Genomic DNA, 19,891 nt, shown 5'->3' on the forward strand with positions numbered 1-19,891 from the left:
GAACCGATCTTACCTTAGGGTAATTTACCAATGGGTAAGTTCCCTGGGCCCCGCTGGAGCGCCGCCATGCCTGCCGCCCCGTCCGACCCCGGATCCCCCCGCACCCGCTCCTGGTGGGGCTGGGGTCACGCCGACGCCCACCCCGACGACGCCGAATGCGCCGCGCTGGGAGCCCTCCTGCCCGGCACCCTGGCCCGCCCGCTGCCGGTGCCCCGCATCGCCGACCTCGCCATCGCCCGCCCCGCCGTCACGCCCCCGCCCTCCCTGGCGCACCTGGTGACCGCAGACCCCGGGGCCCGCGCCGCCCACGCGATGGGCAAGGCCTACCGCGACGTCATCCGCGCCCTGCGCGGCCGGCCCGGCCGGATCCCCGACCTGGTCGCCCACCCGACCGGCGACCAGGACGTGGCGGACCTCCTGGACTGGGCCGGCACACACGGCGTGGCCGTCATCCCCTTCGGCGGCGGCTCCTCCGTCGTCGGCGGCGTGGAGTACCGCGGCGACGCCCACCGTGCCGTCCTGTCGCTCGACCTGACCGCGATGGACCGGGTCCTGGAGATCGACACCGTCGGCCGAGCCGCCCGCATCCAGGCCGGAGCCCTCGGGCCGGTCCTGGAGGGCCGGCTGCGCCCGTACGGCCTGACCCTGCGCCACTTCCCGCAGAGCTTCGAGTTCTCCACCCTCGGCGGCTGGCTCGCCACCCGGGCCGGCGGGCACTACGCCACCGTCCGCACCCACATCGACGACTTCGTGCAGTCCCTGCGCGTGATCACGCCCGCCGGAGCCGGCACCTCCTGGCGCCTGCCCGCATCCGGCGCCGGTCCGTCGCCCGACCGCCTCTTCCTCGGCTCCGAGGGCGCGCTCGGCGTCATCACCGAGGCCTGGATGCGGCTGCAGGAACGCCCCCGACACAAGGCCTCCGCCTCGGTGGCCTTCGGCGACTTCCACCGCGCGCTGGACGCCGTCCGCGCCATCGCCCAGACCGACCTCGCCCCGGCCAACTGCCGTCTGCTCGACCCCGGCGAGGCCCTGCTCTCCGGCGCCTCCCGCGACGGCTCCACCGTGCTGGTCCTGGGCTTCGAGTCGGCCACCGGCCCCGTCCGCGACCGCCTGGCCGACGCCCTCGACATCGCCCGCGCCCACGGCGGCCGCACCGCGCCGCCCGGCCCCGACCGCGACTCCCCGGCCCGTACCAACCCGGCCGACGCCCACACCGAACCCGCCGCTGCCGACACCGACCCGGCCGTCAGCGCCTGGCGCTCGGCCTTCCTGCGCATGCCCTACCTGCGCGACGGCCTGGCCCGGATGGGCGCCGTCGTCGAGACCTTCGAGACCGCCGCCACCTGGGACAGGATCCCCGCCCTGATCGAGGACGTCCGAACCGAGGTGGCCGCCGCGGCCCGCAAGGCCACCGGACACCCCGCCACCGTCAACTGCCGCCTCACCCACGTCTACCCCGACGGCGCCGCCCCCTACTTCACCGTCGCCGTCGCCGGCCGCCCGGGCGACGAGGTCCGGATCTGGGACGACATCAAGGCCGCCGCGAACGACGTCCTCCACCGCCACCGCGCCACCATCACCCACCACCACGCCGTCGGCCGCGACCACCGCCCCGCCTACGACCGCCAGCGCCCCGAGCCCTTCGCCCTCGCCCTCCGCGCCGCCAAGACCGCCCTCGACCCCCACCACATCCTCAACCCGGGCGTCCTGCTCGACTGACAGGGCTCGCCCCCACCCTCTCTGAGCCGGATGACGGCGGCGCTGTTCGCCGGCCTCCCGGGTGGAGAGGGGCGGTTCCGGGCGAGCAGGTGCTCGCTGACGGCGTCGGGTCGGTCGGCGTGGGAGGCGCGACGGCGTTCGGCCAGACCGTGATCGGGCTGTCAGCCGCCGGCCGGGAGGGAGGCGGCGAAGGCGAGCAGGCGCTCGTTGACGGCGTCGGGTCGGTCGACGTGGGCGGTGTGGCCGGCGCCTTCGAAGACCGTCGAGGTGGCCCCGGGGTTGAGGGCGGCGGTGGCGGCGGCGTGCTCGGCGGGCCAGAACTGGCTCTCGGCGCCGGCGGTGATCAGGACGGGCACGTCGGCGCGGGCGACGGTGTCGCGCCAGTCCTGGCGGGAGTGGTCGAGCAGGAGCGGACGGGTGTCGGGGGTGATCAGGCTCTCGGCGCCGCGGCCGCCGGCGGCCTTGACGGCGGCGTCGAGTTCGGCCGCGTCGGGCCAGGCACGGCCGCGCCCGGTGGCGAACGCCGCGGGGGTGTCGAAGAAGGTGCCGAGGTTGTCGTCGGTGAGGCCGTAGAAGCCGTACGGCCAGTCGGGCGTGTTGACCATCTTCGGGCTCTGGTCGACGGTGACGATCCCGGCGAGGCGGTCGGTGCCGAACAGGCTGACGTACGCCCAGATGGTGTTGGCGCCCATCGACTGGCCGACCGCGACGACTTCGCGCAGGCCGAGGGCGGTGAGCAGGTCGTCGATGTCCTTGCCGTGGCGGGACATCCGGTGGCCCCAGGCGGGCCGGTCGGACCGGCCGTGCCAGCGGCGGTCCAGGGAGATCACCCGGTGGCCGGCCGCCCGCAGTGGCGCCCACTGCAGCGCCCAGTCGTCGGCGGGCGCACCGTAGCCGGGGACGAGCAGGACGGGCCGGCCCTCGCCCTCGTCGTAGTAGTGCAGGGAGACGCCGTCGTTGGTGGTGAACCTGGGCACGGGAGGCTCCTGGCCGGGGAGGGGTAGGGACTGGTTCATCGTCGGGGCGCCCGACGGGGGCCGGACCGCGGCACGCGAGGTGCCTCACCCGCTCGGCGCAGGGGTGCGCGTCGTTGTCGCGGGGGTGTCGCGGGACTGCCGCGGTTTGTCGCGGCCGACAGGTCCGGCCCGGTGGGCGCTGTTCCGGGCGCCATGGTTCCGCCGGTGCCCGTCCGGCACGGTGGACCGCGTCCGGGAGTTCGGCCGTACCGGCCCGCTCGGACGTGCCGGGGGACGGCTCTGCTTCCGCCCTCGTGTTCCCGGCGCCCCGCCCCCGGTCGGCCGGGGCGCCGCCACCGAATCCGGGCGAACGGAGTGCCGCGATGAACCGCTTGCTGTCACGTAGGACCGACTGCGGGTCCGATCCGGGCGGGCCCGTGCCCGTCCCCGGTGCCGCCGCCCCCCGGCGCCGCCGGTCGTGGGTCGTCACCACGATCGCCGCGCTGCTCGGCCTGGTCGCCGTCCTGGTCACGGTGCTGATGACGGTCCCCGTGCCGACCACGGCGACCGCGCTCCTCGCCCTCGGGATCGACGGCGCGCAGGAGATCACCCTGGTGCTGCTCGTGGCCGGCCTGGGGCTGGCCCTGGCGGCGTGGCGGCGGCGGGCCCGGGCGGCCACCTGGCTCTCGGGACTGTGCGCGGCGCTGATGCTGGTGATGACCGTCGTTCCGGGCGTCGCGCTCGCGCGCACGGCGTCGGCCGAGGGGAGCACGGTGTCCCTCGGCAGCTACCTGGGGCACGGCCTGTCGCTCGGCTCCGGGCGCCCGCACGACGCTCGGACCCTCACCTACGCCACCGTCGACGGCACCGGGCTGAAGCTCGACTACCTGCCCGCGCACGGGAAGGCCCGGGCCGGCGGCTCCCGCCCGGCTGTGGTGTACGTGCACGGCGGCGGCTGGAAGATCGGCAGCCGCGAGGACGGCTACCCGTGGGGCACGTGGTTCACCGACCGCGGCTACGCCGTCTTCACCATCGACTACCGGCTGCTGCCGCACGCCGACTGGCAGACCGGCCCCGGCGACGTGAAGGCCGCCGTCGGCTTCGTCCGCGACAACGCCGACCGCTTCGGCGTCGACCCGTCGGACATCACCCTGTTCGGCGAGTCGGCCGGCGGACACCTCGCCATGATGGCCGCCTACACCCAGGGCGACCCGATGTTCCCGCCGACCGTCCCGCACCCGGACACCTCCGTCCGGGCCGTCATCAACTTCTACGGCACCACCGACTTCGACGACGCCCTCGCCCACTCCACCGCCCCGGGCCTGATCCGCGCTGCCACCCGCGAGTACGTCGGCGGCACCAGGGAGCAGCAGCCCGACCGGTGGTACGCCTCCTCGCCGGTGCACCACGTCCGGCCCGGCCTGCCGGCCACGCTCAGCGTGCACGGACGGGACGACCGGCTCATCCCGCCGTCCCAGCTGCGCCTGCTCGACGCGGCACTGGTGCGGGCCGGTGTTCCGCACCGCAGCGTCGAACTCCCGTGGGCCGGCCACCTGTTCGACCTCACCCGGGGCAACCTCGCCACCCAGGTCGCGGGCGGCGTGATCGACCGGTTCGAGCGGCAGTACGCCCGCTGACCCGGTCCCGGGCGGTGCTGCCCCCCTGCCACCCCCCGGGTCGCCCGTACCGCCCCTGCCGGTCAACGGCCCGGCAGGGGCGGCACGTTCGCGCGCCCGAAGGAGCTGCGCGCCCGACGGGGACCGGCGCGCCGGAGGCGTCGCTCACCCGGAGGCGTCGCTCACCCGGAGTCGTCGCTCGCCTGGAGGCGGCGCACCGCCCACCACAGGGCGAGGGCGTCCTCGGTGCGGGCCGGGTCGAGGCCGCTGGCGGCGGTGAGGGCACGGATCCGGTAGCGGAGGGTGTTGGGGTGCACGAACAGGGCCGCGGCGGCCTGGTCGGCGTTGCCGTCGGCGGCGAGGTAGGCGTCGACGGTGCGCACCAGGGTGGTGCGACGTTCACCGGACGTGTGGCCGAAGCACCGCTCGACGAGCTGATCGCCGACCGCCGGGAGGGCCAGCACGGCCAGGTGGAGCGGGAGTTCGCCGCTCCGCACGCACCGGTCGAGGGCGAAGGCGACGGCCAGTTCGTCGCAGCGCTCGGCCTCGGCCAGGGACTCGCGGAGCCGGGACAGCGGGCGCGCCGGGCCCAGGCCCGCCGGCAGGGCGACCCGGGCCGGGAGCGGGCGGGTGGTCAGCCCGACGACCCGGTCGGTGCCCGGCTCGGCCAGCAGGGCGGCGGTGTGCGGGCGCAGGGCCCGTTCCACGGCGGCGATCGTGCGGCCCCTCCCCGGCCGGGCGTGGCAGACGTGGTACTCGGTGCGCAGGTCGAGGCCGAGCGTCGTGGCGGCGGTCGCCAGGTACTCCGTGGGCAGGTCGCCGGTGAGCAGCTGACGCAGGAGCAGGGTGCGGTGCTCCTGGGCGGCCTGGGCCTTCTCCAGCTCCCGCTCCCGGTGCCCCCGGACCACCGCCGCCGACAGCCGGTCGCAGCCGGCCCAGAAGTCCCGGGCGAGCTCCAGCCCGGCCTGCGGGGCGTCGACGCGGCGGATCTCCTCGTAGAGGGCGTCGAAGGCGCGCCGGGTGGACAGCCGGAACGCCTCCAGCAGCGGCTCCAGCCCGATGCCCTGCTCGGCCCGCAGGGCGCCGAAGGCGGCGAACTGCGCCTGCTCGGCGGCGGTGGCGTCGCGCTCCTCGCGCAGGAACGCCATGACCGGCGCCAGGACGGTGAGCAGCTCGGCCCGCACCCGGTCGGCGTCGTGCCCGTGGTAGGCGGGGACCTCCCGGACGACCGTGACTGCGGCGCCCGCCGCGATGTCCTCCAGCGACAGCGCGGCCAGGACGCGTCCGCGCTGCTCGCGGGCGAGCGAATCGGCTTCTTTGTTCACACGGACAATTCTGGCCCGGGGGTCGCTGTCCCGCGCACCATGGCCGCCGCCGCGCCGCCCGGCCAGGGTGGAGGGACCGCCCGAACCGCTCTCGCACAGGAGGCCCCTGCCGTGCGCCGCCCCCGTCGTCCCGCCGCAGTGCCGTGGGACCGGACGGTCCGCAGCGCGGTCGCGATCACGGCCGCGCTGGTCGGCGCACATGCGCTGGCCGGTCCGGCCGGGGTGCCGGTGGCCGTGGCGGGCGCGGTGTGCAGCGTCAACGGCGACCACAGCGGGCCGGCGCGCGAACGTGCGGCCCGGTTCGCCGCGGTCCTGGCCGGGGGAGCCGCGGGACTGCTGCTCGGCCGCAGCGCGCCTTCACCCGGATGGGGACAGGTGGCGTGCATGGTCGCGGCCGCGCTGGTCGCCGGGCTGGTCGGCAGCGCTCGGCCCGCCGACCAGCTGTTCGGCCTGAAGCTGATGGTGCTGACCGCCATCGGGACGGGACTGGGCCACGGCCCGGGCGCCGCCCGCACGGTGGCGCTGTACGGCCTCGGCTGCGCGCCGATGGGTCTGCTGATCGTCGCGGCCGGTTGCCGAAACCGCCGCGCGCCCGCGCCCCCGCAGGGACCGTCACCGGGATCGGCGAGGGGACCGGTGCGGGGGCGGCCCGAGTGGCGGGCGGCGCTGCGACTGCCCCTGTGCGTCGGGACGGCCGCCGTCCTCGCCGAGGTGCTGCGGCCCGACCACGCCTTCTGGCTTCCGCTGACCGCGGCACTGGCCTTCCGTCCGGCCGATGCGTCGGTGCTGCGGCGGGTGGGCGACCGGGTCGCCGGAACGGTCCTGGGCGTGCCGGCCGCCGCCGTGGCGGCGCAGTTCCTGTCGGGCTGGGCGCTGGTGCTGCTCGCCGCCCTGGTGGGCGCGCTGCTCCCCGGCGCCACCGATCTCTCGTACGCCCTGCACACCGCCCTGGCGAGCGTCGTCGTCCTGGTGCTGGCCGTGCCCGGCCCGCCCTCGGGCGGGGCGGTGCTCACCGCCCGGCTCACCGACACCCTCCTCGCCTGCGCGGTCGCCGTCGCCGTGGGACACCCGTGGCGCCGTCGGCCTGCCGACTGACCCTCTTCTCCGACCCTCTTCTCTGCTCATCACTCCTGGAGGCAGCCATGCCGCACTTTGTCGCGAGCGACAACACCGCCCTGCACTACTACGACGAGGGAGCGGGCCGTCCGGTCGTCCTGATCGCCGGATACGGCGCGCCCGCCGACAGCTGGGCCCTGCAGTGGGCGGCCCTGCGCGCGGCCGGCCACCGGGTGGTCTCCTTCGACCGCCGCTGGCACGGCCGGTCCGACCGGCCCGCGCACGGCCACCGCATCGCCCGCCACGGCAAGGACCTGCACGACCTCCTCGCCCACCTCGACCTCGACGACGTCACCGTCGTCGGCTCGTCGATGGGCGCCAGCGCGATCTGGGCCTACGTCAGCCTCTTCGGCTGCGAGCGCCTGGCCGGGATCGTCACCGTCGACCAGACCCCCAAGATGATCAACAGCGCGGACTGGCCGTACGGCTTCTACGGCCTGACGGCCGACAACCTGGGCACCTTCTTCCTGCACCCGACCGCCGTGAACACCGGCCACGGACGGGCCTGGCCCGACCAGGCTGCAACCGACGCACGGATCCGCCGGGCCGGCGGCCAGGGCATGAGCCGCCTGATCACCCCCGACACCTACCCCCTGCTGTTCGACCACGCCTGCCAGGACTGGCGCGACACCGTCGCCGGGATCACCGTGCCCGCGCTGATCCTGGCCGGTGCCGACAGCCAGTTCTGGCCGGCCGAACACGCCACCGCCACCGCGATGTCGAGCCCGCTCGCCCGCGCCGTCGTCGTCCCCGGCGCCGGACACCCCGCCCACCTCGACCAGCCCGAGACGGTCGCCCGGCACCTGGTCGAGTTCACGGCCGCCACCGCCTGACCGGCCGGCCGTCCCCGCCCGGTTCGTGGCACCCGCCACGGACCGGGCACCCGCCTGCCCGCAGCTCGCCCCGAAACGCCCGGTGCCCCTCACCGACTCCGCCACGGGACCGACCGCGACGACGCCACCGCCGGTCGGCCGGCTCGGCTCCGGCGCGGCCCCGGGCCGCGAACGCCGAAGGCCCGGCCCCCCGGGTCGGGGGGCCGGGCCGATGCGGTCGGCGGTGCGTCAGCGCCTGCGGATCGCGCCCTCCGCGCGCAGGTCCGCCAGCGTCGGGTAGCCGTCGACGGCCATGATCAGGTCGGCCTCGGCGAGCAGCGAGCGCAGCACGTGCACGATGCCGTCCACGCCGCCGACCGCCAGGCCGTAGGCGTACGGGCGGCCGACGCCGACCGCGGTGGCGCCGAGGGCCAGCGCCTTGACGACGTCGGCGCCGGTGCGGATGCCGGAGTCGAACAGCACCGGCAGCCCGTCCGCCGCCGCCACCACGTCGGGCAGCAGGTCGATCGCGGCGAGCCCGCCGTTGGCCTGCCGGCCGCCGTGGTTTGAGCAGTAGATGCCGTCGACGCCGCCGTCCTTCGCCCGGCGGACGTCCTCGGGGTGGCAGATGCCCTTGAGGATGATCGGCAGGTCGGTGATCGACCGCAGCCACGCCAGGTCGTCCCAGGTCAGCGGGTTGCCGAAGATCCGTATCCACTCGACGACGGCCGCCTGAAGGTCGTCCTCGGGCGCCTTGGCGAGCCTGGCCCGGAAGACCGGGTCGGACGTGTAGTTGGCCAGTGCGTGGCCGCGCAGCTGCGGGAAGTTGCTGGTGGCGAGGTCGCGCGGGCGCCAGCCGGTGAGCCAGGTGTCCAGGGTGACGACGATGCCCTTGAACCCGGCCGCCTCCGCCCGGTGCACCAGGCTCTCCGCCAGTGCCCGGTCGGTGGGCGTGTAGAGCTGGAAGAAGCCGGGGGTGTCGCCGAACTCGGCGGCCACCTCCTCCATCGGGTCCACGGTCAGCGTCGAGGCGACCATCGGCACGCCGCTCCTCGCGGCGGCGCGGGCGGTGGCGAGGTCGCCGTGGCCGTCCTGGGCGCACAGCCCTATCACCCCGACCGGCGCCATGAACAGCGGCGACGGCAGCTTCAGCCCGAACAGGTCGACGCCCAGGTCCCGCTGGGTGGCGCCGACCATCATCCGCGGCACCAGGCCGTACCGCTCGAACGCCGACACGTTCGCCCGCTGGGTGGACTCGTCCCCGGCGCCGCCGGCGACGTAGGAGAGCACCGACGGCGGCAGCGCGGCCTGGGCCCGCGCCTCCAGCTCGGGGAAGGTCATCGGCATCGTCGGCAGCACGCCGGAGAGCCCGTCGAAGTAGATCTCGTTCTGGTAATCCCCGTACTGTCCCTTGGAGTTCACGTTCACCGTGCTCGCCGTCCTTCCAGGCACCGCCCGCCGGGACCTTCCCGGGGCGGCGCCTCCCACCGTGCCAAGTGGGCGGGCCGCCGGCCATGTCCCCGCGGCCAGCGGACACCGGCCGGGATTTGTCGCCGCGAACAGACGCGGTGCGTCCGGCCGGAGCAAGGGCGCCCCCGAGAAACGCAGGAGCCTTGTGTGACGGAATGTCAATAATGATGCTCCATGCCGTGGCCGGTCGCCCCGAATGTATAGTGACGGCCGGAGACGGGGGTCCCACGTGAGCGACAAGAATCGATCGAAGCACGCCGACCGGACGACGACCGTGCTGCTCGGAGTGATGGCCGAGTGCCCGCTGCTGCTCTGCCCGCTGGTGATCTGGCACGGCAGGTCATGGGCGCCCGCCTGGTGGGTGGACGCGACGCTGTACCTGGTGGCCGCCGTCACCGCAGCGGCCGTGCTCCTCGCGGTGCGCCGCCCGGTGCCGGTGCGCGGCGTCCGGCGTGCGTCCGCCGTGGTCGGCGGAGCCGCCGGCCTGGCGGCGGTGGTCGCGGCCACCCTCTTCCTCGGTGACTCCCACGTCTCCTCCAGCGGCTGGCTGCTCGTCGGTGCGGTCGTCGCACTGGCCCTCCTGTGCAACCAGCTGACCCTCGCCGCGACCACGCGCTCCTGACCGTCTCCCACCACATCAACCGATCGCCCCGGGACCCGGGCCGTCGGTACGAGAGGCCCGTGCGATGAACGACCCGCTGCGCGACCTGCAGCAGATGAGCGCCTTCCTGGGCGACCTCACCCATGCGCTCGCCGAGACCCGCGACATCCTCCCCCAGCGCTCCGAGGGCGCCGACCGCACCGGCTCGGTGACCGTCGTGCTCGGCCCGGAGGACCTCCCGCTGTCGATCACGGTCGAGGCCGGCTGGCAGCAGCGGCTGTCACCGGAGGCGCTCGGCGGCGCGGCGGTCGAGGCCGGGCAGGCCGCCGCCGTCAACCGGCTGTCGGTCTGGCAGCAGGACGCCGGACAGGCCGCCTGGGCGGCCGTACCGGACCGGCTGCCCGACGACGGTGCGGCGGCGGACGCCGTGGCCGAGCCCGCACTCGACCTGACCCTTGCGGTCGGCGACGTCAGCCAGGTCACCCCCCGGCCGCTGGAGCAACTGGCCGAGGACGTGCTGACGGCGCTCGACCGGGCGGGCGCACCGGGCGTCCCCGTGCAGGGCCGCGGCTGCGACGAGGGCGGGCACGTGACCGTGGTGCTCTCGCGCGGTGGACTGGTGTCCTGCGAACCTGACGGGCGGTGGGCGGCCGAGACCGGCACCGCCGCGCTGAACCACGCGCTGGCCGCCGCCCTCGCGAAGGCCCGCACCGACCTCGCCGCCGCCGTCCGGTCCGCCCAGGAGGAGGCCGCCGCGGGCACCGACCGGATGCTGCGCGAGGCCCTCGCCCTGCTCGCGGACCCGAGCAAGCTCCGCAACTCGTAACGCGGACCGGCCGCAGGGGCCGGACGACCCAGGAAGGGAGCGACACCATGGCCGACGACGACGGCTTCAAGGTCACGACCGAGACACTCCGCACGGAGGCCGGGCTCTGGGACCAGCAGAGCGACGAGCTGGGCAAGATCGCCTCGTCCGTCGGCTCGATGTCGATGGACCGGTTCCAGGCGGGCGTCTTCCAGCTCGTCGTCGGCGCCTACGCGGAGGTCCTGACGGCCGTGCACGACCGCTCCCTGGAGGGGCAGCAGAACCTCAAGGCGGTCGCCGACGGCCTGCGCACGGTGGCGGACAACTACGACCACCACGAGCAGAAGACCTCGGCCAACCTCACGGCCATAACCGGCAACTGAAGCGGAGTTCTCGACGTGGCATTCCAAGCGGCGCAGTACCAGGCAACCGTGGACAAGCTCACCTCGGGCCTGGGCGACCTGTCGGCCAAGCTCGACTCGGTGCCCGGCAAGGCGAACGACGCCGCCGACCGGTGGTGGGTGCCCGACTGGCTGGCCGACAAGGTGATCTGGTTCGGGAAGAAGATCTGCGAGATCGGCGCCTGGATCCTGAACAAGATCAAGGAGTGTCTGGAGGGCGCTGCCGCTCCGGTCTACATGATGGTCCACGGCTTCCAGTGGGAGACCCTGCGCGGCCTGGCGAACGGTGTGACCGGCCAGCTCCAGCCGCAGGTGCTGGGCTCGACCGGGGAGTGGAAGGGCCCGGCGGCGGACGCCTACGGCAAGGAGATCCCGCGTCAGGCGGCGGCCGCCACCTCGGTGGGCGGGATCTGCGACAAGACCTCCACCTCGCTGGAGATCTGCGCGGCGGCCGGCCTGACCTTCTACCTGGCGCTGGCACTGGTCCTGGTCAAGTTCATCGGCGCCACCATCGCCGCGATCGCGTCGCTCGGCTCGGTGGTCTTCTCCTGGGCGGGCTTCCTGATCATCCTTGAGGAGGCCGGGGTCAACACCACGGTGATCGTCGCCGCGGTCAGCGCCCTGATGGTGCTGCTCGGCGCCCAGGCCAAGGAGATGGCCGCGCTGCACGGCAACGCCGTCGACAACAGCCAGTTCCCGGGCGGCCACTGGCCGGTGTCGGTCAAGCCCGCCGCCTGAGGTCGGTCTCTTCGATGGGCTGAGCACTCTGATCGGATGTGTCTGTCCGGTCGGTGATCAGTGATGTGATGCGGGACCGGATCGAGCCGTGGAGATGCCGGCCGATCCGGTCCGGCTTCGACGCCGAGACCCCCGCGGAGCGGAACGCCGTCGAGCGGTGCATCAGCCGCCTGAAACAGTGGCGCGGCCTGGCCGTGCGCACCGACAAACCGCCAGTGCCTGCCAGGCCGCACGGCCTCCGCCTCGCAGCCGTCCTCATCCGGCCCCGCAGAGGACCGACGAGACGGGTCCCTGTCCGAGCCGAGGCGAAGCGTCGGGGCTAGAGCACGGCGCCGGCCGCCCGTACGTCGCCTAGCGCTCGCCGTGCCAGCGAGCCGAAGCCCTCGCGGTTGTGGGTGTCGATCCACTGGCGCGCCGGGGACACCGTCCTGATCGGTGGGGCGGCGGGTGGCGTGGGCGTCTTCGCCGTTCAGCTGGCGAAGCTTGCCGGTGCCCGGGTGCTCGGCACCGCCTCCGAGGGCACGTTCGGATTCCTGCGCGGGCTCGGCGCCGAACCCGTGGCGTACGGCCCCGGCCTGGCCGACCGGGTGCGGGCCCTGGCGCCCGAGGGGATCACCGCCACAGCCGACCTGTTCGGAAGGGACGCGGCCGAGACCGCGCTCGAACTCGGCCTGGCGCCCGAGCGGATCTGCGTCGTGGCCGACGGTTCCGCCCCGCCGCCCGGGGTGCGCAAGGTGGGCGCCCTCGACGCGGATCCGGGCGCCCTGGGACGGATCGCCGACGCGATCCGGTCCGGCGAGATCACGGTGCCGATCGCGGCGACCTTCCCGGTCGGGCGGATCCGCGAAGCCGTGACGACACAGGCCGAGCGGCACGTCCACGGCAAGATCGTGATCGCCATGTGACAGGCACGAGGCGGAGCAGGGAGCGGTGGACCCGATGGTCCGCCCGGCGCCGCCCGGGGACCGGATCGGCCGGCATCCACGGCCCGATCCGGTCCCACCTCGCACCACTGATCACCGACCGGACCGACACGTTCGATCGACTGCTCCGGCACGGCCGCGGTGCGAGGGCGCATGCAGCTGTCGGCCTTCCCGTCGAGCGGGAGGGTCCGGCGCACCGTGGCGCCCTCCCGGAGCACGCCCGGCCGGCCCGCGCGGAGCGCGTGCGCCCGAGAGCGGGGTGTGCCCGGCGCGGGGGCGGGCAGGCATGGGGGTGCCCCCGCAGCCGACGAAGGAGTCGCCCGTGCCCGCGCCGTCCTACCTTCCCGACATGACCGTGGAGCAGTACCTCGGCCACCTCGCGGACCGGCATCCGGGCTGGCACCGGCTGCTCGACCCGGGGCGGGTCGACGGGGCCACCACGGCCCACCGGCTCCGCGCGTGGACCAACGAGTTCGACCCGGACAGCGGCGGGCGGGGCGACTCCCACCGGCGTGCCCACCGGGATCCGCTGGTGCGCTGGACCGGAGCCCGGCAACTGCTGCGCCTGGCCGTGCCGGAGGCCCGCAGCGGCCGCGGGACGCAGGCCCGGAGCGGCGGCGCGGCGCAGGCGCTGGTGCTGGACGCGCTGGGCGGGGACGGACTGCTGGCGCGCGCCTCGGCCCTGCGCCCGGACCAGGTGCCGGACGGGCTGCGGCTGCTGACCGGCGACATCTCCGGACCGATGGTGGCCGCCGCCCTCGCCCACGGCCTGCCCGCCGTGCGGCAGGCCGCCGACCGGATGCTGCTGGCCGACCGGACCGTCGACGCGGTGCTGCTGGCCTACGGCACCCACCACATCCCGCCCGCCGCCCGCCCCGCTGCGGTCGCCGAGGCCGTACGGGTCCTGCGCCCCGGCGGCCGGGTCGTCCTGCACGACTTCGAGCCGCACAGCCCGACGGCCGACTTCTTCCGCACCGTCGTCGACCCCCGTGCCGCGATCCGCCACGACTACCGGCACTTCAGCCGCATCGACCTGCTGGACCTGTTCGCGCCGCATCCCGTCGCGGTGCGCCTGGTCGACGTCTACGACCCGATCACGGTCCGCGCGGCGACCCCTGACGGGGCGAAGGCCGCAGTGGTGGCCCACTTCGCCGCGACCTTCGGGCTCGCCGACCACCTCGACGACCTCGGCGCCGACGCCGGCTGGGAGCTGCTGGCCGACGCGTTCGACCACACCGCGCACCTCGCGCAGCTCTGCGGCCCGCTCGCGGCGCCCGCGCGGCCCTTCGTGCGCCCGGCCGCCGGCGGCTGGATCGCCGAGGTCCCCAGGGTGGCGCTGGTCGCCGTGGCCGAGCGGCGGGGCGGCTGAGCGGCGGGGCGGCTGAGCCCGTCCCGGTCGGGCCGGGCTCAGCCGGGAGAGCCGGTCAGTCGAGGCAGAACTCGTTGCCCTCGACGTCCTGCATCACGATGCACGACTCGTTGAAGCCGTCGGCCCGCAGGAGCCGCACGCGCACCGCGCCGAGTGCCAGCAGTCGTGCGCACTCGGCCTCCAGGGCGGCGAGGCGCTCCTCGCCGACCAGGCCGGTGCCGACCCGGACGTCGAGGTGCACCCGGTTCTTGACGACCTTGCCCTCGGGAACGCGCTGGAAGAACAGGCGGGGGCCCACGCCCGAGGGGTCCACGCAGGCGAACGCCGAACCCTGACGCTCCGTCGGCAGGGAGAGGTTGAAGGCGTCCCAGTCGGCGAACCCCGGCGGCGGCGGTGGTACGACGTACCCCAGCACCTCGCACCAGAAACGGGCGACGCGCTCGGGTTGGGCACAGTCGAAGGTGACTTGGACGTGCTTGATCGATGCCATCGGCCCACCGTAGTGGCGCGCGCTCCGCTCCGGGGGCCCGGGGTGTGCGTGTCACGGCGGTCGGCGCCGGGTGGGTGGTGGGGGGGGGGGGGGGGGGGGGGGGGGGGGGGGGGGGGGGGGGGGGTGGGGGGTGGGGGGGGGGGGGGGGGGGGGGCCCGCCCCCCCCCCCCCCCCCCCACCGGGGTGGCTCGCGCCGGTGTCGGCGCGGGTCGGGGTCAGATCCGCTGGGACGGCCCGGGGGCTCGGGTCACGGGGTGTAGCTGACCCAGCCCCTGGTGACGGTGGTGTTCGGCGGGCAGTAGAGGAGGACGTTCAGGAAGTCGGTGTGCGGGCCGTCGCTCCGGTAGGAGCCGTCCGAACAGCTGACGTTCACCCACCACTTGGTGGTGCCCCAGCCCGAGCACGAGATGCCGTAGTACCACTGGTTGTTGAGGAATCCGATGGTCGGGGTGGAGCAGTTGATGCCCTCGACCCGGGCCGGCGACGCCGACTGCGCCTCGGCTGCCGGGGCCGCGACGACGCAGGCCGCCGCCAATCCGGCCAGCAGACAGCCGGCGATGCCGATCCTCTTGCCCCTGGTGTTCCTGCGCACGATGGTTCCGCCCTCGTTGTCGGTGGTGACAGTGCCGCTGCAACCCGCGGCCGGGACGTGCCTCGATGACGTGCCTCGATGACGTACGTCGGTGACGTGCCTCGATGACGTCGCTCGGTGACGTGCTCCGGCGAATATAGGGAGGGATGGTGAAGTTCCGCATATGACAGCGGAAATGTCGCCACGGCGGCCGCACGCTGCCCGTACGCCCGGGCCCGACCGGAGGGTGCACCAGGCGTGGCGCGCCGGACCGCACGGGCCACCGGAGCCCCACCCACGCGGACGCTCATCGGCCGAAAGCCGTCGCCCGTCCGCTGTCGCCTGCTCCGGCTCCACCGCGCCCGGCGCCCGCCCCGCTGTGCCCGGGGGACGGGTCGGGCGTGTCACGGGTCTGGACAGCGGCGCGGGGGTCGGTCAGTCTTCACCCCCATGACGCTCCCGTTCCCCCAGCAGCAGCAACCCCTCACCGCCGCCGCACGCACCGCGCTGTTCGAGGCGCTCACCGCGGTCGGCGGCGAGGCCGTCGGCCTGCTCGCCGGCTGCCGTGGCGACACCCCGATACCGGGTGCCGAGTGGACGGTCGCCGAGGCCGCCGCGCACCTGGCGATGGCCAACGAGCTGATGGCCGCACTGGCGGCCGGCGAGGAGCGGCCGTACGGGGACGGGACGGCGGGCTCGCTGGCCGCGGCGAACGAGGCCTCGCTGGCCGAGCGGCCGGAGCGGGACCCGGACGTGCTCGCCGGGGAGATCGCCCGGTGGGCACGGGAGTTCACGGTGGCCGCGGGGCCGCGGGCCGGTACCGAACCGGTGCTGACCCCGCTGGGGCCGATGGACCTGGACACCCTCGGCGCCTACCTGCTGACCCACATGCTCGGCCACCTCTACGACATCGCCGTGGCCCTGGGGCGGCCGCACCCGATCGACCGGCACCGCGTCGGGCTGACGATGCCGTTCCTGCGCGTGGCCATGCCGTGGGTGACGGACGCGCGTGCCGCGGCCGGCCACAGCGCCTGCTACCGGTTGCAGGTGCGGGGCCTGGACGCCTTCGCGGTGACCTTCACGGACGGTGTCGCCGTGGTGAGCCCGCAGCCGCCGCGCCGCCCGGACTGCACGATCCTCACCGAGCCGGTGGCGTTCCTCCTCATCGCGCTGGGCCGCTACACCGCCACCGACGCCCTCCTCCGGGGCAAGGTGTTCGCCTGGGGCCGCAAGCCCTGGCTGGCCGCGGGCTTCCCGGGGCTGTTCGCGGCCCCCTGAGGAGGCCCTGCGCCCGGCGGCGGCGTAGCCGGGTCAGGCGCTGGTCTCCGCCTGGCGCGGGCAGGGGAGCGGCCCGTCCTCGGAGCACATGGTGGTCCGGACGCGCTGCACGTAGCGGTGCACCAGGTGGCGCAGCACGTGGACGGTGGCGGCGACGTCCGGGTCCGGGACGCCGTCGAGGGCGTCGGCCAGCCCGGTGATGTTGGCCTGTTTCAGTCGGTCGAGTACGGCCCGTCCCTCGGTGGTGAGTTCGACCTGGCGGGCCCGCCGGTCCGTCGCGTCCCGGGTGCGTTCCACCAGCTGCTGGCCCTGCAGGCGGTCGATCTGCCGGGTGACGTGGGAGGGCTTGACCATCAGCCGGTCGGCGAGGTCGCCGATCCGGCTGGCGCCGTCGGCCTCGGAGAGCGCGCGCAGCAGGTAGATGTCCGAGCGGGCGGCGGTGATCCCGGCCCGGGCCGTCTGGCGTTCGTGCTGCTGTGTACGCGTCAGCAGGTAGGCCAGGGTGGCCAGTACGGCCTCCAGGTCCGAGGCGGTGGTCCGTTCGTCTTCGGGGTCTTCGGCGTCCGGCATGGGGGAACTGTAGCGATCCGGTGCGGGCCGTGAGGGTGGCCCGGGGGTCCGACCGGATTTCGGACAGATTCGTTCGCTGGGGGGACGGGGCCTTTCGTTGCAACGGAGTGCGAGTTAGCGTGACGGTGAGTTAGTTGCTTAGGGCACGTAAATGGCCCCGGTTGCACCCCGGCCGCACCACCCCCACGGCGCCACCCACAGCACAGAGCACGCCGCACACAGCACGCACAGCGCAGCACCGCACAGCACACAGCACCGCACAGCACACAGCGCACGGCACACCCCCACGCGGCGCCACCAGCTGCGCCACGCAGGCCCGAGCTGGCGACACCCAGCTCCGAGAAGGGAGCCCCCTCATGGCCACGGCCGCCCAGACCCCCGGCATCACCCACCCCGCCGCCCGCGGCACCTGCCCCTTCGACCCGCCCCCCGCCTACCAGCAGGCCCGCCAGGACGAGCCGGTCACCCGCGTCTCCCTGTGGGACGGCGCGCCCAGCTGGCTGGTCACCCGCCACGAGGACGTCAAGGCCGTCCTCTCCGACGCCCGCTTCAGCTCCGACTCCACCCGCCCCGGCTTCCCGTTCATCAGCGCCGGCGCCCGGCAGCTGAACGCCGGTCAGCCCACCTTCATCAGGCTGGACGACCCCGAGCACGCGCGCCTGCGCCGGATGCTCACCGGCGAGTTCATGATCAAGAAGGTCGAGGCGATGCGCCCCGAGGTCCAGCGCATCGCCGACGACCTGCTCGACCGGATGACCGCCGGACGCACCGGCGCCGACCTCGTCCACGAGTTCGCCCTGCCGCTGCCCTCCCTGGTGATCTGCCTGCTGCTCGGAGTCCCCTACCAGGACCACGACTTCTTCCAGGAGTGCAGCCGCATCCTGCTGCGCCGCGACTCCTCGCCCGAGGAGGTCGACGCCGCCCGGGACCGGCTGGCCGACTACCTGGTCGAGCTCACCGAGGCCAAGCGCGCCGAGCCCGACGACGGCATCCTCAGCCGGCTGGTCGCCCGCGGCGAGCTCAGCACCGAGGAGATCGGCGCGATGGGCCGGCTGCTGCTGGTGGCCGGACACGAGACGACCGCGAACATGACCGCGCTGTCCGTCCTGGCCCTGCTGCGCAACCCCGACCAGCTCGACCACCTGCGCCGCCACCCGGAGTCCGTCCCCGGCGCGGTCGAGGAACTGCTGCGCTACCTGACCATCGTGCACTCCGGCCTGACCCGGGTCGCCACCGAGGACGTCGAGGTCGGCGGCGTGCGGATCCGGGCAGGCGAAGGCGTCATCTGCATGATCAACACCGCCAACCGGGACACCCTGGAGTTCCCCGGCGGCGACGAGCTCGACCTGACCCGCGACGCCCGCCGCCACCTCGCGTTCGGCTTCGGCGTCCACCAGTGCCTCGGCCAGCCGCTCGCCCGCCTGGAGCTCCACATCGCCCTCGACACGATCCTGCGCCGCCTGCCCCGACTGCGCCTGGCCGTCCCGTTCGAGGAGGTCCGCTTCCGCGGCGAGATGCTCATCTACGGCGTCCACGAGCTGCCGATCGCCTGGTGAACCCCGGCCCGCGCGGCCCGCGAACCGAGCGCTCCGCCGAACGCCGACACCGTTCACCGACACCACAGTTCACCACCACCAGGGCCCCGATCGGCCCTGCCCCGAAGGGAACCCGCATGCTCGTCCACATCGACCAGGACAAGTGCTGCGGCGCCGGACACTGCGTCCTCGCCGCCCCCGAGGTCTTCGACCAGCGCGACGAGGACGGCATCGTCGTCCTGCTCGACGCCCGGCCGCCCGCCGACGTCCACCAGGCCGTCCAGGACGCCGCCGCCGTCTGCCCGGCCGCCGCGATCCGCCTGGAAACCGCGTGAGCGCACCGCGCCGGATCGCCGTCGTCGGAGCCGGCGCAGCCGGACTGCACACCGCCGAAGCGCTGCGCCGGGCCGGCTACGACGGCCGGCTCACCCTGATCGGGGCCGAGGACGCGCCACCGTACGACCGGCCGCCGCTGTCCAAGCACCTGCTCTCCGGACAGTGGCAGCCCGAGCGGCTCACCCTGCGCGACCCCCGGGCCCTGGAGGAGCTCCGGCTCGACCTGCGTCTGGGGGTGTCCGCCCGGCGCCTGGACCGCCGCACCCGCACCGTCCACCTCGCCGACGGCCGGGAGGTGCCCTGCGACGCGGTGGTCATCGCCACCGGGGTCCGCCCGCGCCGGCTGCCCGGCGCCGGGACCCCGCTCGCCGGCGCGCACGTGCTGCGCACCCTCGCCGACGCCCTCGCCCTGCGCGAGGACCTGCGCGCCGGGGGCCGGCTGCTCGTGGTCGGCGGCGGACTGCTCGGCGCCGAGGCGGCGGCCACCGCCGTCGGACTCGGCGCCGAGGTCACCTGGCTGGTGTCCACCGACACCCCGCTGGCCGCGGTCCTGGGCACCGAGACCGCCGCCCTGCTCACCGGCCTGCACCGCGAACACGGTGTACGGATCCACCGGGGAGCGGCCACCGGCCTGCTGCACCGCGACGGCCGCGCCACCGGCGTACGGCTGGCCGACGGCACCGACCTCGCGGCCGACACCGTCCTGATGGCCGTCGGTTCCGAACCCGCCACCGACTGGCTGGCCGGCAGCGGCCTGCGGCTGGACGACGGCGTGGTCTGCGACGCCCACTGCGCCGCCGGGCCCGGCGTCTGGGCGGCCGGCGACGCCGCCTCCTGGCCGGACCCGCACACCGGCCGCCACCGGCGCCTCGAACAGCGCACCAACGCCACCGACCAGGCCCTGCTCGTCGCCCGGAACCTGCTGGCCGGGCCGGACGGGACCCGGCAGGCCTACACCCCGGTCCCGTACCTGTGGACCGACCAGTACGGGCTGCGGATCCAGGCGTACGGCCGCCCCGGCGACGCCGACCGCTTCGAACCGGTCGAAGGCAGCGTGGCGGAGCACCGCTTCGCCGCCGCGTGCGTCCGCGACGGGCGGGTCGTCGGCGCGGTCGGCATCGCCGCCGCCCGTGCCCTGCGCGGACTGCGCAGCCAGGTCGCGGCGCACGGCCCCTGGCCGCCCGGGGAGGCCTGACCCCGTCGGCCGTCGCCGTAACCGCCGTCGGCCGTGGCCGGCCGTGGCCGTAAGCGTGGCCGGTC

Annotated in this window: 19 protein-coding genes and 1 pseudogene; 14 read left to right on the plus strand and 6 right to left on the minus strand. The window is 75.0% G+C overall.

The genetic code is table 11. The annotated features are described in order from the left end of the window. The first annotated feature begins 66 nt into the window (after positions 1-66). Positions 67-1,719, plus strand: coding sequence for an FAD-binding oxidoreductase (locus ACIRST_RS20115; protein WP_402803288.1), 1,653 nt, complete (start codon positions 67-69; stop codon positions 1,717-1,719). A gap of 161 nt (positions 1,720-1,880) precedes the next feature. Here the strand turns inward: ACIRST_RS20115 and ACIRST_RS20120 are convergent, their stop codons facing one another. After that, positions 1,881-2,696, minus strand: coding sequence for an alpha/beta hydrolase (locus ACIRST_RS20120; protein ID WP_350520398.1), 816 nt, complete (start codon positions 2,694-2,696; stop codon positions 1,881-1,883). A 416-nt stretch (positions 2,697-3,112) separates the two neighbouring features. Here ACIRST_RS20120 and ACIRST_RS20125 point away from each other — a divergent pair, with 416 nt between their 5' ends. Further along, the gene (locus ACIRST_RS20125; protein WP_402803290.1) at positions 3,113-4,312 is read left to right on the plus strand and encodes an alpha/beta hydrolase fold domain-containing protein; all 1,200 of its coding nucleotides are present in this window, start codon (positions 3,113-3,115) and stop codon (positions 4,310-4,312) included. 161 nt (positions 4,313-4,473) lie between these two features. Here ACIRST_RS20125 and ACIRST_RS20130 read toward each other — a convergent pair whose 3' ends face one another. Then, positions 4,474-5,616 carry a helix-turn-helix domain-containing protein gene (locus tag ACIRST_RS20130; protein ID WP_350520400.1) on the minus strand — a complete coding sequence of 381 codons (1,143 nt, stop codon included), beginning with the start codon at positions 5,614-5,616 and terminating at the stop codon, positions 4,474-4,476. A 111-nt stretch (positions 5,617-5,727) separates the two neighbouring features. On the opposite strand from ACIRST_RS20130, the gene ACIRST_RS20135 reads away from it, so the two are divergent. Together ACIRST_RS20135 and ACIRST_RS20140 are read left to right on the plus strand one after the other, a co-directional pair. Then, positions 5,728-6,711: an FUSC family protein gene (locus ACIRST_RS20135; protein ID WP_402803291.1), complete on the plus strand. Its 984-nt coding sequence runs from the start codon at positions 5,728-5,730 to the stop codon at positions 6,709-6,711. Positions 6,712-6,758: 47 nt separating this feature from the next. Beyond that, positions 6,759-7,565 (plus strand): alpha/beta fold hydrolase, encoded by an 807-nt coding sequence (locus ACIRST_RS20140; RefSeq protein WP_402803292.1) that lies wholly within the window; start codon positions 6,759-6,761, stop codon positions 7,563-7,565. 228 nt (positions 7,566-7,793) lie between these two features. Here the strand turns inward: ACIRST_RS20140 and ACIRST_RS20145 are convergent, their stop codons facing one another. Beyond that, positions 7,794-8,966, minus strand: coding sequence for a lactate 2-monooxygenase (locus ACIRST_RS20145; RefSeq protein WP_402803293.1), 1,173 nt, complete (start codon positions 8,964-8,966; stop codon positions 7,794-7,796). 277 nt (positions 8,967-9,243) lie between these two features. Here ACIRST_RS20145 and ACIRST_RS20150 point away from each other — a divergent pair, with 277 nt between their 5' ends. The 6 genes and pseudogenes from ACIRST_RS20150 (at position 9,244) to ACIRST_RS20175 (ending at position 13,851) form a co-directional block, all read left to right on the plus strand. Next, entirely contained in the window at positions 9,244-9,636 is a 393-nt protein-coding gene (locus ACIRST_RS20150; protein WP_402803294.1) for a hypothetical protein, read from the plus strand. A 64-nt stretch (positions 9,637-9,700) separates the two neighbouring features. Continuing rightward, on the plus strand, positions 9,701-10,441 hold the full coding sequence (locus ACIRST_RS20155) for a hypothetical protein (protein ID WP_402803295.1): 741 nt from the start codon (positions 9,701-9,703) through the stop codon (positions 10,439-10,441). 47 nt (positions 10,442-10,488) lie between these two features. Continuing rightward, positions 10,489-10,803, plus strand: a complete 315-nt coding sequence (locus ACIRST_RS20160; protein ID WP_350520406.1) for a hypothetical protein — start codon at positions 10,489-10,491, stop codon at positions 10,801-10,803. A 15-nt stretch (positions 10,804-10,818) separates the two neighbouring features. Beyond that, on the plus strand, positions 10,819-11,559 hold the full coding sequence (locus ACIRST_RS20165) for a hypothetical protein (protein ID WP_350520407.1): 741 nt from the start codon (positions 10,819-10,821) through the stop codon (positions 11,557-11,559). 398 nt (positions 11,560-11,957) lie between these two features. Beyond that, positions 11,958-12,464 (plus strand): annotated as a pseudogene (locus tag ACIRST_RS20170) (zinc-binding dehydrogenase); the annotation flags it as partial. Positions 12,465-12,831: 367 nt separating this feature from the next. Beyond that, positions 12,832-13,851: a class I SAM-dependent methyltransferase gene (locus ACIRST_RS20175; RefSeq protein ID WP_402803296.1), complete on the plus strand. Its 1,020-nt coding sequence runs from the start codon at positions 12,832-12,834 to the stop codon at positions 13,849-13,851. Positions 13,852-13,906: 55 nt separating this feature from the next. Here the strand turns inward: ACIRST_RS20175 and ACIRST_RS20180 are convergent, their stop codons facing one another. Both ACIRST_RS20180 and ACIRST_RS20185 read right to left on the minus strand, forming a co-directional pair. Beyond that, a complete protein-coding gene (locus ACIRST_RS20180; RefSeq protein ID WP_350520411.1) occupies positions 13,907-14,341 on the minus strand; it encodes a VOC family protein in 435 nt (144 codons plus the stop codon). Positions 14,342-14,588: 247 nt separating this feature from the next. Continuing rightward, positions 14,589-14,933: a hypothetical protein gene (locus ACIRST_RS20185; protein WP_350520412.1), complete on the minus strand. Its 345-nt coding sequence runs from the start codon at positions 14,931-14,933 to the stop codon at positions 14,589-14,591. Positions 14,934-15,362: 429 nt separating this feature from the next. On the opposite strand from ACIRST_RS20185, the gene ACIRST_RS20190 reads away from it, so the two are divergent. Next, positions 15,363-16,190, plus strand: a complete 828-nt coding sequence (locus ACIRST_RS20190) for a maleylpyruvate isomerase family mycothiol-dependent enzyme (protein WP_402803297.1) — start codon at positions 15,363-15,365, stop codon at positions 16,188-16,190. Positions 16,191-16,223: 33 nt separating this feature from the next. On the opposite strand, the gene ACIRST_RS20195 is transcribed toward ACIRST_RS20190, so the two are convergent. After that, complete coding sequence (locus tag ACIRST_RS20195; RefSeq protein WP_402803298.1) at positions 16,224-16,760, minus strand: MarR family winged helix-turn-helix transcriptional regulator; 537 nt, start codon at positions 16,758-16,760, stop codon at positions 16,224-16,226. A gap of 356 nt (positions 16,761-17,116) precedes the next feature. Here ACIRST_RS20195 and ACIRST_RS20200 point away from each other — a divergent pair, with 356 nt between their 5' ends. From ACIRST_RS20200 to ACIRST_RS20210, 3 genes are all read left to right on the plus strand, one after another. Next, the gene (locus ACIRST_RS20200; RefSeq protein WP_402803299.1) at positions 17,117-18,316 is read left to right on the plus strand and encodes a cytochrome P450; all 1,200 of its coding nucleotides are present in this window, start codon (positions 17,117-17,119) and stop codon (positions 18,314-18,316) included. 116 nt (positions 18,317-18,432) lie between these two features. After that, positions 18,433-18,630, plus strand: coding sequence for a 4Fe-4S domain-containing protein (locus ACIRST_RS20205; protein WP_350520416.1), 198 nt, complete (start codon positions 18,433-18,435; stop codon positions 18,628-18,630). Continuing rightward, a complete protein-coding gene (locus ACIRST_RS20210; RefSeq protein ID WP_402803300.1) occupies positions 18,627-19,826 on the plus strand; it encodes an NAD(P)/FAD-dependent oxidoreductase in 1,200 nt (399 codons plus the stop codon). Before ACIRST_RS20205 ends, ACIRST_RS20210 begins: the two co-directional genes overlap by 4 nt. Positions 19,827-19,891: the final 65 nt, after the last annotated feature.

Source organism: Kitasatospora sp. NPDC101447 (assembly GCF_044767225.1).
In the GTDB taxonomy this organism is placed as follows: Bacteria; Actinomycetota; Actinomycetes; order Streptomycetales; family Streptomycetaceae; genus Kitasatospora.